The organism is Leptospira ellinghausenii (assembly GCF_003114815.1).
GTDB classification, from domain to species: Bacteria; Spirochaetota; Leptospiria; order Leptospirales; family Leptospiraceae; genus Leptospira_A; species Leptospira_A ellinghausenii.
Map to the genome: position 1 here is coordinate 52,476 of NZ_BFAZ01000011.1, position 14,579 is coordinate 67,054.

A 14,579-nucleotide genomic window follows, 5' to 3' on the forward strand; every position below is an offset into this window, starting at 1 on the left:
TAGTGAATTTAAAGTTTTAGCCATAGTTTTTTTTACCCCTTTTATCTTACGTTTAGATACTACTTTTGCTAAGAAACCGAGGATAAATATCAACAAGACACAGACCCAAATTTTTACGTTCTGTTGCTCCTTCTCTACCAGACATGTTGGAGTGCCATAAGACCAGTATGATTATTTCTTAGACGAAACGAATCGGAGTAAAGAACAGATTTTTGGTCTACTCCTCATTCAAGAAGTTCTTCAACTCGGGCTAAATTTCCATCTATAAAATGAAATCGCAAGATATTCCCATGACATGCAAATTCTACTCCATCTTCTCCCCATTCGTGGTATGCAACTTTGGCTTTGCAATTTTGACAAATAGGTATTTCAGACGGCTTTTCAAAATACCTTTCTGCATCTGGTGTAGAAATAAATTGGTCATTGTCAGACTGTGGAAATAGTTCGATCATAATGGTGCCCAATTTTTCCACATGAGAAAAGCGGATCCTTTCAAATCCTCTGGTCGAGATGCTTTCGAAACTAAGTCCCAGGTTGAAGGTGATAACCTATCCCTACTCCATTTTAAAAATTCATCCCAGCTCTTTTGTACATTGTACTGTGATTGTACTCTCTTTATAGGAACGTTGGAAATTGCAAAGCCTGCCTCGGCACTTTCGCCTACCCTGCTTTTGGTTTTGGGAATATTCTGTTTTGGCGCGGAGGATAAAGCTTTGGACAAAATATGATCTTCTTTTTGCACCGATTTTGTCTCAAGAATCGGTATTAGTTTTCTTCGTCTCCCATCGAAACCAGTTTGTTTTACCAAACCCATTTTTTTAAGTTTGGAAATGATCCTTGAAACCGAGTCCGATCTTACTCCAATTAATTTGGAGAAATGTTCGTTAGATGCGAAACACTCCCCTACCCTATCGAGGGAAACGATTTCTGCTAGTAAGACTTTTTCTGTGAGATTCAAAGGCAATACTTCGATCTCAACAGGTATCCATAATCCTGTCCTCATAATGATCCTCTTAGGTGGACACGCCTACGGCCACGTAATAAATTGATTTTTTGTTTGGATCATTGGATTGATCCAGCTTCACTAAATTGCCAAATTTTCGGAAGTGGCAAGTCTTAGGCGTTAAGACGGGTACACGGTATATTTAAGAGACATAATAAGTCAAGCACATAATGAGACATAATGGCACAGGTTGGGAGGGAGATGAATTTTGGGAATTGTGTTTTGGGAGGTTTGAACTTTGCGGGCTTCCGAATTCCCGCATCGTTCGTATCCAGTGAAGCTAGACATGTACTAAGTAGTCAGAAACAAAAAGAAGTACAAGAAAAAAATTAAATTTTTGCTAAGTCAGATTTTATTTTTTTCAGTTTCTGTTCTGTTGACTTTTCCTTATCCTTTAGCCAAGTTTTCAATACTTCTCGGTCCTTCTTGCCTAGGTTCTCTCCAGATGAAAATTTCTTATATAATTCAACTGGAGAAATTGTCGGAGTAACATCCTTTTCTTCTTTCTTGGATTCAGAAATTAGCTGTAATGCCGATTTCAAATCGGTCACTGTTGACCGATTTAACAAAGACTTGTTTTCAAAAAGACGAATGTATCTTTTGGCTGTAGAGTCTGAAAATTGTAAATTTTCTTTCATCCAAGGAATCCAATTTCCATGACCGATGATTTTCTTCTGATTTGAAAGTTTTTCTCCAATTAATATCGCGGATTGAATCGCATTGGATAGATCTTGGATGATGGATTGATGAAGAAGATTGATTTCTGTAACTTCGTCATTTTTGATTTCATTTTTTGGTGTCACGATATGGCCTGGTCGCGCACCGACTAAATTAGTTATGAGTTTTTTTCGTTCACTCATCTCAAAATCTCTTTTGTTAAGTCTGAAAATTCATCCCAAACTTTCTCAGATAGTTTACCATTTATCGCTGACTTGGCAAATTCTGCTGATTTTGGAATTGATGTTTTTGTCGAAGGGAGTTCAATTTCCGAAATTCTTTCTGAATCCTTCTTCGAAACATTGAAAGGAACACACACAGGTTCGGTTACGTTGTTTTGCGCACATGCTTCAGCGATAAGCTGATATCCTTGGATTGTCCATCTGGAAAATCCTATCGGGCAAATCACATGATCTGCATTGTAAAGTGCTAAATACAATTCGTAAGTCAATGATGGTGGAGTATCAAAAATAATATAATCAAAGTCCAAAGATTTTAAAGCGTTGTGAAACCTTAAAGCTGTGCCTGGGTTTGCCCCAAACTCATTTTGAGCTTTCGCGAGTTCAGGTGTAGTCGGGACAACGCCGAGACCTGGCTCAACGATTCTTATCGCATCTGAAATTGAGACCCTTCCTTTTAAAATATTGTATAATGACTTAGATTGAAGTGAATCAAGTTCCTCGTTTCTAAGGAAGAAATCAGTAAGATTGTTATTTGGGTCCGCATCGATAAGCAAAACTCGCTTTTTTTGTCTCGCAAGGGAGGCCGCAAAATAAATGGCTAGTGTAGTTTTCCCAACTCCGCCTTTTAAAGATGCAATGGTGATAGACTTCATCTAGGGATAATTTATATGCTGGAATTCAAATGCAAGGAAAAACGATTTCATTTTTCCATTATAAGAAAAATACTTAGAAAAAATGTCTCTTCTTTCCAATATTGAAAAAGTTTTAGCGATTCCAGAAATCCAATCAGACCCATTTGTTTTTGAAAAAAACTTTTTTGACCCTTCTTTTTGGGTACTTTTTCTTTCCCAAAGGCATGGAATATCTAAGATAAAATTTGATTGGGAACAAAATAGATCTTTTGCAAATACTATTGGTTTGTTTGGTTTTATTGATCCTCGCCAATCAGTTAATATAAACCGACATTCTGAGGGTAATAAGTATTCTAGAATTCAGAGAATTGATTCAGAGGATCCAAAATCAGTCGATTTAGCGAATACAGGAATTAATACTTGTATGCGTAAGGTTTTACAAGATTACCCGTTTTTGTTGGTAAGTCAAAGTGCAACCGGACTTTTGCAAACCGTCATGGAATTGCATGATAATGTCGCAAGTCACAGTGAATCACAAGGATTTTCATTTTTCCAATTAAGGAAACAAGAGCTTTATTTCTGTATTTCAGATTCAGGGAAAGGCTTCCTAAACGAAATCAGATCACATAATATCCCTGGGATTATGTCGCATCAAGAGGCAATAAATTGGAGTCTAAAGAAGGGAAATTCAACAAAGAAAGTTGATGATGAATTTGCTCAGATGCTACCTGAGGATGCTTTTATCAATCCTATGAGAGGAACGAACACGTTTCGTAGAAAAGCTGACGGAAATCATCACATGGGAATAGGATTGGATATTCTGAAATCATTTTGCTTGGATTCAGGTGGAACATTGGAAATTGCAAGTGGTGATTCCATTTACATTCTAAATTCGAGGGGAGAGGAAAATTTTATAAATGGGCCAAAAATAGTTGGCGTAACGATATCTATGTCTATTAATTTGTCCCTAGCCAAGGCTAGACTAGAAAAGTTGGCGAAATTACCAAATATTTTGCCGTCAATTAAGTGGGAGGTTAGTCATGAATGAAACAGTAAGATTAAGTTTTTCTGGAACTGATTTATCCTCACGGACTTATGGCCAAGAGCAAAGGCTAATTCTTGAAAAACTTCTCCAAAATGGCGACAAGGTAACTATAGATTTAAGGAATATAGAATCTATTTCTCATTCTTTTGCTGATGAACTCTTTGCAGTTTTATATTCAAAAGTAGGGGAGAAGACCTTCTCAGAGAAGATTAACTTTATAGTAAAAAGTGAAGATTTAGTACAAGTCATCTCTGATTCTATTCGCTATAGATGCAATTTACAAAGCGTTTAACACGCTTAAGCCTTATTGATCAATCTCACTCGGGATATAGAATTGATCAACATTTGAAATATGTTTAACTTCAATGCTTTCTTTTCCAGGGTAGTGATTTTGCTTAATTAGCTGATTGACTCTTCCCAATGCTTGTTCGCTTGAATCTTGAACATAGGCCTTTTTAAGTTTCCTAAGCATTGAAAAAATTCTACTGTCTATGAATCTATTGAAAGTGGGAAAGGAGTACCCAATTACTACTAAAACCTCTGTATCTGAAATATCCGCAAAAAATTTTTCTCTCTGATTTTTTATTGGCTCATGGCTATCCCAAGCAAAATGGAAATTTAAATCAGCTTCGCTTTTTAACCATTCTAAAAAAAGTTTTTGGATTTTCTCCGGGTGACGGCTCTCGTTAGGTAAGTGAAAATATGCAGCAGATAAAGAATTCGATAAAATATCATTACCAAAAAACTCGGCACCAGCATATCCGTTTAATCTATAAACTTGATTCTTACTAGGAGTATTAGAATGCAAATCAGAGGTTTTAAGTAAAATAGAGTTAACTTCGCTTTCTTTGAAGTTCGTTAAAGACATTAATGCTTCGGTAATTTGAAGATCGTAATTCCAAGTCGCAATTTTTATCTCGGGATGGAAAGTAACATTTGAAGATTCTTCATTAAAATTAATTAAGGCAGAAAAAAAACCGAAATATCTCTTATCTACCTTTTTTATGCTCTGTTCAAGTACAATGTAAGTAGCTAAAGTAATCTTTGCAATTTTATATTCTTGGTATTTTTTTGAAAGAAGTAAGCTCTTCGCAAATATATCGGGAGTACCGTAATCTCGAACCCCGTTGGCGAGCCATTCAAATTTCTCGATTAAGATATTGTCCGGTGAAAAGCTTATTGGAGTGCTATATCTTTCAGCCAGACCATAACCAAAAGATTTGGTCCATGATCTAATACTATCTTCCATTTTCGGAACTGTTGATATTGTATTGGCACTAGCCCCAGCGCCCAATAGATAGAGTGTCTTCAAAATAAATTCCTCTATTATAAATTTTTAAATCTTCTTACCATAGAAGATCCTTTTATCAAATTCTCCCAACCAAAAAAGTATTTGTAAATTTTCGTACCAAATGGATTCGTCCGTTCTCCGTGAACGATTTTGCGGAACCATATCTAATCAAAAAATTCTTCGATGGAGATGTCGAAAAATACAAACTCTTCGATAAAATCCAAAACAGATTTATTGCAGAATCGACAGAAAAATCTCTATTAGTCCATGAAATAATCAAAAGAAGTAGAGAATGATTATGTCACTTAAATGGGACAAATTAGAACATTTTTTTAAAATAAAATTGTTTTGGATGATTTCTGTCCCAGGAGCATATTACTATACATATGTGGAGTTAAGTAAAAAGCAGAAGAAGGAGATAGTGAAAGAGGAGCTTTTGCAGTTTGCCAATGCCATTCTTTATTCTGAGGGATCGTTAGAAACCCTTATAGAAAAATTTTCCGATAGAATAGGGGAGTTGAATAGTGATGAGCTTCCAAGTTTTTGTTCAAATCCCCAGAAACCCTCGAATAACAGAGAAAAGCCGATCACGCTCTGACTTTTTTAATTCTAATATTGCCTGGAGTATTTCTTTCAATTCCGGATCTTTCAATATTTTTCTAGTAAACTCTACATCCTCACTGACGGCTTTTTTGGAAATTTGATCCACTTTCTTGGGAAGTTCGCCATTTAGGAGCCATTCCTTGCGATAACCGAAACGGATCTCAATTAGCGTTGCGACCGGTGATGAAATTTGGCTATCCCCTCTGATATATGCACTTATCGCGCCTTGGGTAATACCAAGCGCTTCGGCAATTTTGACCTGGGTATGACCTTCGTTCTTTAATTCAGAGAAAACCTCGAATAATCGCTCACGAACATTGGTCATAAAATAAAATAACCATTATTATTTATTTTGCTTGCTAAAATAATACTCACTATTATTCTCTTATCAATAGTGGTTATTAACCACTAGAGGATTTAAAATTACATGAGCAGTGCAGAGATTCAAGCAGATTACAACGAGCTTTTAACTATGTCTCTTGGCCCACGCCGACCTTTCCCGGACGATCCGGATCTCATCAATAGGATGTTATCTCTATTAGGAAAAAACCAAGAGATGATAGCGCATGAGACTGGAAAATCCAAGCAGCTTGTTTCTGCCTTTATTCAGGGGACTCGCCACAATCCAGACATTGCGCTCTGGTTTGAAAAACATGGAATTTATTTAGATAGGGACTATGTAGACCCTCTCTTAGATTCCAGAAGGACAGTAGAGAGGTTAACCGCATGAAAACCAAACAATTGTCACCAAAGCAAATTCAATCTGAACTTTCAAAGATCGGTTTCAATGAGTATGATGTTTTTCTTCGGGTTGGTGGAGTATCTTTGATGCAGGTTAAAAACACGATCAAAGGAAAATCCAATAACCAATCGATCCTTATGAGATTGGAAGAACTAGGAGTAAAACATGGAAGAACATTTAAGCACGGATTAAGTAAGGAGAATAGAAGTGTTGGAAAAAGAAACTAAGACAATCGTCAAGTTAATGGAAAACGGGAATATCCGCTTATCTGAAGATGGCTTTTTGTTAGGCGAGATGTCAAAAGAAGTTTTCGAGACTCACTATAAAAGTAAGTTAAAGGGAACAACAGTGTATATGGCCGAAAAAAAAGCTACCAGGTTGACTGCCTGATAGCTTTTTCCAGAGAAGAAAAGTTTTAGCTAAACTCACTTCTCTATTTTTAAAAATACAAGTCAACAAAAATTTAATAGGAGAAGTTAGAGATGCTTAAATCTGAAAGTTTATCTCAAAATATTGATCAAGAAATATTTTCCGTAAGGAATGTTTACGAAATCTTAATTGATCATAAATATCACCATTCCGAAGCAATCGAATTACTCCAGGGATATGGTTATCAAACCTACGAACTGGAAGTGGAATTTAATCAAAAATTTGAAATGGAGTTACAACATGTCTGAAACAACTACCACAGAAAATTCTATCTTGCTCTCAAATGGCGAGATCAATCCAAGTGCTTACGCAAAGGATCCAATCGAGAAACTAAAGAACCTTCGCACATTGTTTCCACCAGAGAAATATAATATCGTTATGTTCTCTCAGTTTCTTATGAATTCTCTCCCGGAAGGGATCTCACTCAAGCCACAGTTTGTTACTGTTAGCGATGACGATCTTTGGGACGAAAAAAATGCATCAGGTGTTAAACTAACTGCGGGCCATGTTATGTTGAAATCCGAAAAGGTGATCAATATCGCTCAAGCAATCGGACTCCGGCTAGAAAAAGTTTTGGAAGAAGAAACAATACTCAATAAAATCCCTCACCTTCGAATTGAATACGTTGCCTCTCTCCGTTTACCAGATGGCACAATAGTGAAATCATCGCCAGTTGGCAAAAGTCTACCCATTACTACAAAGGATGGCTCAAACCAAGCCCACATTTACGAGAACGTAGATCGAAAAGCAAAGAGAAATGCGATCAAAGAAATGCTCGCAATACCCACCCAGATGAAAAGGGAAGAAGCGCAGAAAATGTGGGTTTGTGTGAGAGCTGTTGTTGGTGATGGATCTACTGAATCTCAAGAAGTGGGAAAAACCATCGAGGCGTCTGCGACCGTTGCAACAGAGAACCTTTATGGAGATCCTACTCCAACAGTCCTGAAACCTTACACGGCCCAGGAATTTCAATCTTGGATTAAAGAATGCAATACCCAGGCACGTTGGGATGAACTTCGAGATTCACTATCAAGAGATATCATCGAAGAAGAATTAACTTTTCTAGGATTGAAAACATTACTCGCAAACAAATATCGCGAATTGAAACCAAAGGAGCAGAAGCTATGAGTATCAAAATTGGTAACATTGCGGACATCCACCTCCAAGGAGGTTTTGAATCCAAAGAAGCAATAGCTCTTCTCAGAGCAGGTGAGATTTTTCGGGAAACGAATGTGGATGTGGTAAGTGTAGGTGGCGATATCTTTGAAGATGTATCCACAGAAGAGCAAAGACTTGTTTTCAAAACATTCTTAGATGGTTTCCAAGGTCGAACTCCCATTCTAATTACACGAGGAAATCATGATAAACCGAAAGAGCTACTTTCTTACCAGAACAGAAGCCAACTGCAGATCTATGTTTCAGAATATCCTGAAGTCTTAGATTTATATCTTGGTTCAGGAAAAGAAAAAGTTCGATTCTTGACTATCCCACATTACTCAGCCGGAGCCTTAGCACTTCAATCTCAGAGTGTTGAGCAATTGGGAGAAAAAGGAACGAATGCATTCATGGATCTCTTGGATGGTTACTATCAAAAAATTCAAAGATCGGACTGCCCTTGCTTTGTGCCTTTTCATGGAACAATTTCGGGTGCCAAATTGGATAACGATAAGATTCCGAGACTAAATGGAATTCACCTTCCTCTGGGGTTACTGGAGTCATTTGGCTGTCCGGTTGTCGGTGGCCACTATCACAAAAAACAAAAAGTCGGTGGTAAGGTTTGGTACCCCGGATCGATTACTCGCCAAACATGGGGAGAGGCGAATGACGATAAAGGTATTCTCATCTGGTCCCTAAACGATGGAATTTGGTATGAGGAGCCTGAATTTATATCCTTAAATCCTGAGCCGATGATTTCCATATCCGCAAAATGGGACGGATCCCGTTTTATTGGAGAATCTGGAGAAGAGATCAATCTTGAAAAGATTTCTGAAAACAGTGCAAAATTGAGATTCCGATACACCGTAGAGAAAGAACTCACCCACACGGTTCCAACTAACATTAAAGAAATTCTCTCTGTAGTAGATCCATCGGTTAAAATTGAAAAAACTACAATCACAAAAATTGCAGTTCGAAATGAGGAGATTGCAAAGACAAACGATATCGAAGAATCTCTTCGAATCTATTTTAAAAGCAAAGGCATGGATGATTCGGAAATCGAAACACATCTCGAAGAACGTCGGGCAATCAAAGAGTCCCAAGAAACCAAAGAAAAGGTGGCAGCATGAAAATTCTAGAAATCAAAAACAAAGGATCTATCGCTTTCCCAGAGGGCATCACATGGACTCCCGGGAATGAGGCAAAAATTGCAATCGTTGGCGATAACGGATCAGGAAAGACCACTCTCCTTGATACGATTTCGATGGCATTCTATGGAGTAACACCAAACAGACGTTCCGAATCTGGAAGAGAAGAAGGTGCCATTTACGGATGCTTTAAAGCTAAATCTTCCTCGATTGAAGTGAAGGCGGAGATCGGTGGGAAAATAATCCACGTGAAGAGGCTGATCGATCCTATTGCTAAAACTCAAAAGCCCTATCTTTATGTAGATGGAAAAGCAGTAACAGAAGGAAAACTCAAAGAGTTCCAGGAAAAGTTTTTGGAACACACAGATCTTCCACAGGATCTTTTCCTTTCTGCTCTTTACCATTCTCAAAAAGGGAAGGGTCACATTGTCTCCCTGGACCAAGCAGGATCTAGAGAACTACTCGGAAATCTATTGGGATTTCAAGAATATGATTCGGAATTCGATCTACTCGAAAGCGAAAGGAAGGTGCTAGAATCAAATATTGCCACAGATGATCTATTGTTTAAAAATTTAAACTTTATCATCGAAGGTGAGGAAAATGCCAAAGAAAGTCTTCAGGTTTTTGAATCTGATAAAGTTAGAATAGATTCAGAATTGGCATCTTTGGAAAAAACTCTCTCCGATATTCAACAGAGATTGGCAGAATATAAATCTGAATCGTCCGATGTTCAGGCACTCATCGAGTCCAGGACTTTTACCGAAAAGGAAATTAAAGTTCTTGAGGATGAGATCGCCGATATCTCCGAGAGACTGAAAAATAACCAAGCATTAAAAGCCAAAGAGAAAGAGATTCGCTCAGCCGTTGAAAAAAAATCAATTTTGGAAGGAGAAATTTCTGAACTTGAAAATCATATAGTTTTGGCCCAAAACCAAATAGATTCTGCAACCAAAGAGATCGAAGAATTCAATAAAACTTTAAAGATTGAAATTGAGGAACTTGAGTCTGAGAAGGAAGCAGCGAGAAAGAATTCCGATACATTAAATTCCTCATGGTCAGATCAAAGAAGTAAGGTTGCCAAACTGGAATCTGAAATCACAGAATGTGAAAATAAGGCCAGTCTACTTCAGAGAGTACCATGTAATGGTGTAGAAGTCTCAGGAAAGCAACTGAACGAATCCTGTGAATTACTAGCCGATGCCGTAAAATCAAAAGAGAAAATTGCATCTCTGAAAAGCGAACACGACGAACTTCTAAAAGAAATGGAGCAAGAAGTTCTCAAAATCGAAAAGTTCAAAGAAGAAATGAAATCAATTGATTCTCTGAAACTAACTTTGTCTTCGAAGCTGAAAACCTTTGATTCCCTTACAGATGAGCGAGTAAAACTCGAGAACCTTAAAATGGAAATCAAGGTGAAAAAGGACGAAATCACTAGCTATACTGATGCTCTTAAAAACTTGGCCCATTTGGATCTCGTAGACGAAAGGATTAGAGATTATCAGGCAAAAATTGAAATCGCTTCCAATAAGAAATCGGAATTAGATTCCAAATTATCGGGATTGGCTCTTTTAATTACCGCAAAACAGTCCCAAGTTGATGGACAACTTCTAATAGAGAAAGAACTTGCTGACGCAAAGCTCAAAAAAGATGAAATGAGTAAGCGACGTGACGAGATACTGACCGAAGTCTCTAAGCTAGAAACCAAACTCAAACAGATTGAGGAATCCAAAGAAAAGTTGGAAGCTTTCGGTACACCCAAAAAATTGGAAAGATTGGGACGACTTAGAAATCTCTGCGAAGCCCTTTCTCCGAAAGGTATCCGGGCTCTTAAATTGGATGCTTCTGGACCTGAAATTTCTGCAACAATTAACGAAGTTCTTTCCGAATGTTACGGATCCAGATTTCAGGTATCTTTCAAAACTACCAAAGAAACTGGTAAAGGAACGGTAAAAGAAGATTTTTCCATCGCAGTTTATGACGAAGAAACCGGAGAAGAAACCTTTGTAGATAACAAATCCGGTGGCCAGGAAGCCATCATTAAAGAAGGGATCTCCCTCGGAGTGGCCGTCTATAAGATCCAAAAAACAGGGAAGGCTATCGAGACACTGATTCGTGATGAAGCAGACGGTGGCCTCACTCCAGAGAACGCCAAATTATATCAAAAAATGTTAGATAAGGCTATGGTGCTTGGTGGATTCAAGCAGGTGATCTTTGTTTCCCACAAACCTGAAATCCAAAACTTAGCTGATGCGGTTTTCAAAGTGGGAGAAGGCAAAATTGCAGAATTATCTTTAGAAGATAAAGGGATGGATTTCTAATATGAATTTTCAGGCGAAAGATCTAATGGAGTTAGTTGGAAACAAAAAGCCAACTAATGTGCGAAGAAGATTTGTTATTCGGCTATTGAACTGCATACGTGATTTACGTTCAAATGCATGTATTCAAAAGAAACAAATTCAGTATCTTCTTAATCAAATTGAACAACGTGATAAGATGATCGATGAATTGAGAGAAAAGAACATTGCACTTTTGAGTCAAAGACTATCAGAACAAAGACCTTTTCAAAGAGTAAATATTGTAGCGTAGGGTAAGAAAATGGAATTGATCTTGTATGGACTATTAATGTGTATTTTAAGTTTTTCCTTTGGTTATTTTTTCGGGAATCGAAAAATACCTTCAAAATCAGGTGTAAGCGTTATCAAGAATACACCTCGTAACTTTTTATCCTAACAAGAGACATATAAAAATTATGGAACAACAAAAATTAGACAGACACAAATTTAATCTTTATCCGCAAATGAATCCGACAGAGTTTAAAGAACTTGTCGAATCAATTCATAAAAATGGGTTCGATAATTCAAACCCAATCATTCTTTTTGAGGGTAAAATCATCGATGGTTGGAATAGGTACTTGGCATCAGTTGAAGCAGGGAAACGATTCTCAACAAAAGTATTCAAAGGAAATAAAGAGGATGCACTTACCTTTATTCTACGTGCGAACATTCGTAGAAACTTAACGGCCTCGCAAAAGGCAACTCTTGCAAGCGAGTATTTACCTCTTTTGGAAGAAGCAGCCAAAGCAAGGAAAGAAGCCGGGAAGAAAACAGATTCCGAAAAAGGTCGCTCCACTCAAAAAGCCGCACAACTATTCGATACGAATGAAAAATATGTAGAGAAAGCAAAGAAGCTGAAAAAAGAAAATCCTGTCGAATTTGAGAAAGTCAAAGCTGGCGAAAAATCAATAGGTCAGGCAACCAAGAAGCAGGAAGAGAAAAAGAAAACACCGAAATCTAAAACAGTGAAGATAGAGGGAGCTTACGAAAACGCTCCAAACAATTGGGACAAAATTTCAGGAGTATTGGCAGTTCACCTTGATGAAACTATCAATTTCCATAGATCTTTCAATGCCTTTATTCCGAATCCAGGAAAGGATTTTCTAAAGCTTTGGCAAGAGCATGAATCAGTAATGAAAAAACTTCGTTCTTGGTGTATTGATGTGGCAAAGAAGTGTACTCACTGTCACGGCACTACCCAAGTTACCATCGATAAAAATGGTAACTATGATCCGAAAGGAACACCAGCACCTTGTAATAAGTGTATGAATGGATTTGCAGGTGACTTATGAGTGCTGAACCATCTTTATTCCAAAAACCAACGTTTCATTATACATTGAAACCATACCAATCGAAGGCTGTCGGCAGCGCAGTGCGCTTATTAGAGGAAGGAAAAAATCCTTTGATAATTATGGCAACAGGTACTGGAAAAACGGTTGTTGGTTCTTCTATTATCAAAGAAAGAATTTCCCGTGGGAAAAAAATCCTATGGCTTGCACACCGAGAAGAGTTGATCGATCAAGCAAAATCGCAGATTGACAACATTTGCCAAATTAACAGTGGTTTAGAAAGAGCCGAACACCGCGCCAATCTGACCGAGAATGTGATAGTAGGATCGGTGCCTACCCTAAGAAAATCCAGGCTAGATTCTAGGTTCTCGGATTTCAGGATTGATGACATCATTATTGATGAATGCCATCATGCAACCGCAGACTCTTACCAAACAATCATTGAGTTCTTTCAATCCAGATTCGGTTCTAATGTTGTAGGATTAACTGCAACGCCCGATGGTGCCAAAGGTGGTGGCTTAAAGAGTATTTTTTCTGACATCGCTTATAACTACTCGTTACTTGAGGCTATTAAAGATGGAAACCTGTGTAATTTAATTGGAGTCAAGGTTGACTGTGATATTGATTTATCTGGAATACGAACTGTTGCGGGAGACTTGGATCAAGGAGCACTTGATGATGTGATGTCTTCCAAAATTCTCAATATTGCCGAAGGAGTATTAATGGAAACAATCGGGCGTAGAACTATCGTTTTTACCGTGTCTGTCCGAATGGCGGTCATGCTTGAGGCAATTCTTAAAGAAAATGGGATCAAAGCAAAGGCATTATCAGCAGAATCTAGTGTTGAGGAAAGAAGATACGCAATTTCTCAATTCAGAAGGGGAGAAATTACTCACCTACTTAACTGTGCCCTTTTCACGGAAGGTTTTGATTGTCCGGAGATTGAGGCGGTAGTCATCGCTTGCCCTACAAAATCGAGAACAAAGTATTCACAAATGGTTGGGCGAGGCACCCGTTTATCACCCGGTAAATCACATTGTTTGTTGGTTGAATTTGGTTACCAAGCGAATCAACACCAATTAGTGAAACCATTTGATCTCTTTATCACAGAGAATTATAGCCCAGAAGTTCGGAAAGAAGCAGAAAGACTCAGTTCTCTAAAACCAAACTACTACATGCTCGAATTGTTGGAACTTGCTAAGGAGAACTTAAGAAAATCAGCTCTGGATAGTGTAAAAATTGTTCAATATGGTTCAACGTATTATGATCCTTTCGCTTTATTAGAGCTCAAAGGCAAGGCGTATGATCAGGAATTAGATCTTGAATATGAGGGAAGAAGGCTAAGTAATGCTGAAGGCTCAATCACTTCTAAACAAAAAGAGATCTTAGCAAAACTTAAAGTTATAAATACAGAGAAGATGTCTGTCGCGAGTGCGTCTCTTGTAATTTCTATCTTTGCTAACAACGGATGGAGCGCCGAAAAAGTTCTAAGGAATTCCAAATGAAAAATTTACCTAAATCCCAGACTGAGATTAAGCCAAATGAGTATTGGTCGAAAATGCCGTTGTCGGCTCCTCTTTACATTAGGTGTCCAAATAAACTTTTCATATATGGTCTCCTGCTTTTTAAAATAGGGAACCAGGGATCCTGGTCTGGACGCATCAATAAGATAGTAGAGATTGCAAACGAGAACACTCCACTTTCACAGAAAAGATGGACCTATGCTAGAGTAGAATACATTCTCCGGTGGCTTCGGAAGGAAGGCTGGATTAAGGCAGATAGACCCGCAAGAAATAAGGCATTGGTTTACAGTGCGTCAAAACCTACGGATGTGCTGCCGATGGAAGAAACGAAAACAGTAGTTCGAATACAAAATGTCTCGGCCTCTGTTTATGTTAAACGCACAGAATATGATTTAGATCGGGATCCCGAATCTATCAGAATATTGGAGGAATTCGATGCAGCAATTGGCCACAAATTCACTAAATCCTAAGAATAATTTCAGCGAAA

Annotated in this window: 18 protein-coding genes; 12 read left to right on the forward strand and 6 right to left on the reverse strand. The window is 37.9% G+C overall.

The genetic code is table 11. From position 1 onward, the window contains the following. Nucleotides 1-224: 224 nt before the first annotated feature. From DI076_RS18515 to DI076_RS18530, 4 genes are all read right to left on the reverse strand, one after another. Nucleotides 225-452, reverse strand: coding sequence for a hypothetical protein (locus DI076_RS18515; RefSeq protein WP_108961337.1), 228 nt, complete (start codon nt 450-452; stop codon nt 225-227). Continuing rightward, entirely contained in the window at nt 449-1,003 is a 555-nt protein-coding gene (locus DI076_RS20490) for a helix-turn-helix domain-containing protein (RefSeq protein WP_108961338.1), read from the reverse strand. The genes DI076_RS18515 and DI076_RS20490 overlap by 4 nt, the downstream gene beginning before the upstream one ends. Before the next feature lie 329 nt (nt 1,004-1,332). Then, a complete protein-coding gene (locus DI076_RS18525) occupies nt 1,333-1,863 on the reverse strand; it encodes a DUF3102 domain-containing protein (protein ID WP_108961339.1) in 531 nt (176 codons plus the stop codon). Further along, the gene (locus tag DI076_RS18530; protein ID WP_108961340.1) at nt 1,860-2,555 is read right to left on the reverse strand and encodes a ParA family protein; all 696 of its coding nucleotides are present in this window, start codon (nt 2,553-2,555) and stop codon (nt 1,860-1,862) included. The genes DI076_RS18525 and DI076_RS18530 overlap by 4 nt, the downstream gene beginning before the upstream one ends. Before the next feature lie 82 nt (nt 2,556-2,637). Between DI076_RS18530 and DI076_RS18535 the strand changes: the two genes are divergently transcribed. Together DI076_RS18535 and DI076_RS18540 are read left to right on the forward strand one after the other, a co-directional pair. Then, entirely contained in the window at nt 2,638-3,582 is a 945-nt protein-coding gene (locus tag DI076_RS18535) for a hypothetical protein (RefSeq protein WP_108961341.1), read from the forward strand. Next, nucleotides 3,575-3,871 carry an STAS-like domain-containing protein gene (locus DI076_RS18540; RefSeq protein ID WP_108961342.1) on the forward strand — a complete coding sequence of 99 codons (297 nt, stop codon included), beginning with the start codon at nt 3,575-3,577 and terminating at the stop codon, nt 3,869-3,871. The genes DI076_RS18535 and DI076_RS18540 overlap by 8 nt, the downstream gene beginning before the upstream one ends. Nucleotides 3,872-3,883: 12 nt before the next feature. Here DI076_RS18540 and DI076_RS18545 read toward each other — a convergent pair whose 3' ends face one another. Next, nucleotides 3,884-4,891, reverse strand: coding sequence for a hypothetical protein (locus DI076_RS18545; protein WP_108961343.1), 1,008 nt, complete (start codon nt 4,889-4,891; stop codon nt 3,884-3,886). Nucleotides 4,892-5,417: 526 nt separating this feature from the next. Then, the gene (locus tag DI076_RS18555; protein WP_108961345.1) at nt 5,418-5,798 is read right to left on the reverse strand and encodes a helix-turn-helix domain-containing protein; all 381 of its coding nucleotides are present in this window, start codon (nt 5,796-5,798) and stop codon (nt 5,418-5,420) included. A gap of 102 nt (nt 5,799-5,900) precedes the next feature. On the opposite strand from DI076_RS18555, the gene DI076_RS18560 reads away from it, so the two are divergent. The 10 genes from DI076_RS18560 to DI076_RS18610 all read left to right on the forward strand — a co-directional run bounded on the left by DI076_RS18560 (nt 5,901) and on the right by DI076_RS18610 (nt 14,562). Continuing rightward, nucleotides 5,901-6,203 carry a hypothetical protein gene (locus tag DI076_RS18560; RefSeq protein ID WP_108961346.1) on the forward strand — a complete coding sequence of 101 codons (303 nt, stop codon included), beginning with the start codon at nt 5,901-5,903 and terminating at the stop codon, nt 6,201-6,203. A gap of 222 nt (nt 6,204-6,425) precedes the next feature. After that, entirely contained in the window at nt 6,426-6,605 is a 180-nt protein-coding gene (locus tag DI076_RS18570; protein ID WP_108961348.1) for a hypothetical protein, read from the forward strand. A 92-nt stretch (nt 6,606-6,697) separates the two neighbouring features. Next, nucleotides 6,698-6,892: a hypothetical protein gene (locus DI076_RS18575; RefSeq protein ID WP_108961349.1), complete on the forward strand. Its 195-nt coding sequence runs from the start codon at nt 6,698-6,700 to the stop codon at nt 6,890-6,892. Next, the gene (locus DI076_RS18580; protein WP_108961350.1) at nt 6,885-7,772 is read left to right on the forward strand and encodes a hypothetical protein; all 888 of its coding nucleotides are present in this window, start codon (nt 6,885-6,887) and stop codon (nt 7,770-7,772) included. Before DI076_RS18575 ends, DI076_RS18580 begins: the two co-directional genes overlap by 8 nt. Beyond that, nucleotides 7,769-8,929 carry a metallophosphoesterase family protein gene (locus DI076_RS18585; protein ID WP_108961351.1) on the forward strand — a complete coding sequence of 387 codons (1,161 nt, stop codon included), beginning with the start codon at nt 7,769-7,771 and terminating at the stop codon, nt 8,927-8,929. The genes DI076_RS18580 and DI076_RS18585 overlap by 4 nt, the downstream gene beginning before the upstream one ends. Continuing rightward, entirely contained in the window at nt 8,926-11,265 is a 2,340-nt protein-coding gene (locus DI076_RS18590; RefSeq protein ID WP_108961352.1) for an AAA family ATPase, read from the forward strand. Before DI076_RS18585 ends, DI076_RS18590 begins: the two co-directional genes overlap by 4 nt. A gap of 1 nt (nt 11,266) precedes the next feature. After that, nucleotides 11,267-11,533, forward strand: a complete 267-nt coding sequence (locus tag DI076_RS18595; protein WP_108961353.1) for a hypothetical protein — start codon at nt 11,267-11,269, stop codon at nt 11,531-11,533. A 163-nt stretch (nt 11,534-11,696) separates the two neighbouring features. Further along, the gene (locus DI076_RS18600; RefSeq protein ID WP_108961354.1) at nt 11,697-12,572 is read left to right on the forward strand and encodes a ParB/RepB/Spo0J family partition protein; all 876 of its coding nucleotides are present in this window, start codon (nt 11,697-11,699) and stop codon (nt 12,570-12,572) included. Next, the gene (locus DI076_RS18605; protein ID WP_108961355.1) at nt 12,569-14,074 is read left to right on the forward strand and encodes a DEAD/DEAH box helicase; all 1,506 of its coding nucleotides are present in this window, start codon (nt 12,569-12,571) and stop codon (nt 14,072-14,074) included. The genes DI076_RS18600 and DI076_RS18605 overlap by 4 nt, the downstream gene beginning before the upstream one ends. Next, complete coding sequence (locus tag DI076_RS18610; protein ID WP_108961356.1) at nt 14,071-14,562, forward strand: hypothetical protein; 492 nt, start codon at nt 14,071-14,073, stop codon at nt 14,560-14,562. The genes DI076_RS18605 and DI076_RS18610 overlap by 4 nt, the downstream gene beginning before the upstream one ends. Nucleotides 14,563-14,579: the final 17 nt, after the last annotated feature.

What these genes read in the sequence shown, in the direction of transcription:
- DI076_RS18515 (WP_108961337.1), bottom strand. Translation starts at nt 452, where the DNA reads ATGATCGAACTATTTCCACAGTCTGACAATGACCAATTTATTTCTACA.
- DI076_RS20490 (WP_108961338.1), bottom strand. Translation starts at nt 1,003, where the DNA reads ATGAGGACAGGATTATGGATACCTGTTGAGATCGAAGTATTGCCTTTG.
- DI076_RS18525 (WP_108961339.1), bottom strand. Translation starts at nt 1,863, where the DNA reads ATGAGTGAACGAAAAAAACTCATAACTAATTTAGTCGGTGCGCGACCA.
- DI076_RS18530 (WP_108961340.1), bottom strand. Translation starts at nt 2,555, where the DNA reads ATGAAGTCTATCACCATTGCATCTTTAAAAGGCGGAGTTGGGAAAACT.
- DI076_RS18535 (WP_108961341.1), top strand. Translation starts at nt 2,638, where the DNA reads ATGTCTCTTCTTTCCAATATTGAAAAAGTTTTAGCGATTCCAGAAATC.
- DI076_RS18540 (WP_108961342.1), top strand. Translation starts at nt 3,575, where the DNA reads ATGAATGAAACAGTAAGATTAAGTTTTTCTGGAACTGATTTATCCTCA.
- DI076_RS18555 (WP_108961345.1), bottom strand. Translation starts at nt 5,798, where the DNA reads ATGACCAATGTTCGTGAGCGATTATTCGAGGTTTTCTCTGAATTAAAG.
- DI076_RS18560 (WP_108961346.1), top strand. Translation starts at nt 5,901, where the DNA reads ATGAGCAGTGCAGAGATTCAAGCAGATTACAACGAGCTTTTAACTATG.
- DI076_RS18575 (WP_108961349.1), top strand. Translation starts at nt 6,698, where the DNA reads ATGCTTAAATCTGAAAGTTTATCTCAAAATATTGATCAAGAAATATTT.
- DI076_RS18580 (WP_108961350.1), top strand. Translation starts at nt 6,885, where the DNA reads ATGTCTGAAACAACTACCACAGAAAATTCTATCTTGCTCTCAAATGGC.
- DI076_RS18585 (WP_108961351.1), top strand. Translation starts at nt 7,769, where the DNA reads ATGAGTATCAAAATTGGTAACATTGCGGACATCCACCTCCAAGGAGGT.
- DI076_RS18590 (WP_108961352.1), top strand. Translation starts at nt 8,926, where the DNA reads ATGAAAATTCTAGAAATCAAAAACAAAGGATCTATCGCTTTCCCAGAG.
- DI076_RS18595 (WP_108961353.1), top strand. Translation starts at nt 11,267, where the DNA reads ATGAATTTTCAGGCGAAAGATCTAATGGAGTTAGTTGGAAACAAAAAG.
- DI076_RS18600 (WP_108961354.1), top strand. Translation starts at nt 11,697, where the DNA reads ATGGAACAACAAAAATTAGACAGACACAAATTTAATCTTTATCCGCAA.
- DI076_RS18605 (WP_108961355.1), top strand. Translation starts at nt 12,569, where the DNA reads ATGAGTGCTGAACCATCTTTATTCCAAAAACCAACGTTTCATTATACA.
- DI076_RS18610 (WP_108961356.1), top strand. Translation starts at nt 14,071, where the DNA reads ATGAAAAATTTACCTAAATCCCAGACTGAGATTAAGCCAAATGAGTAT.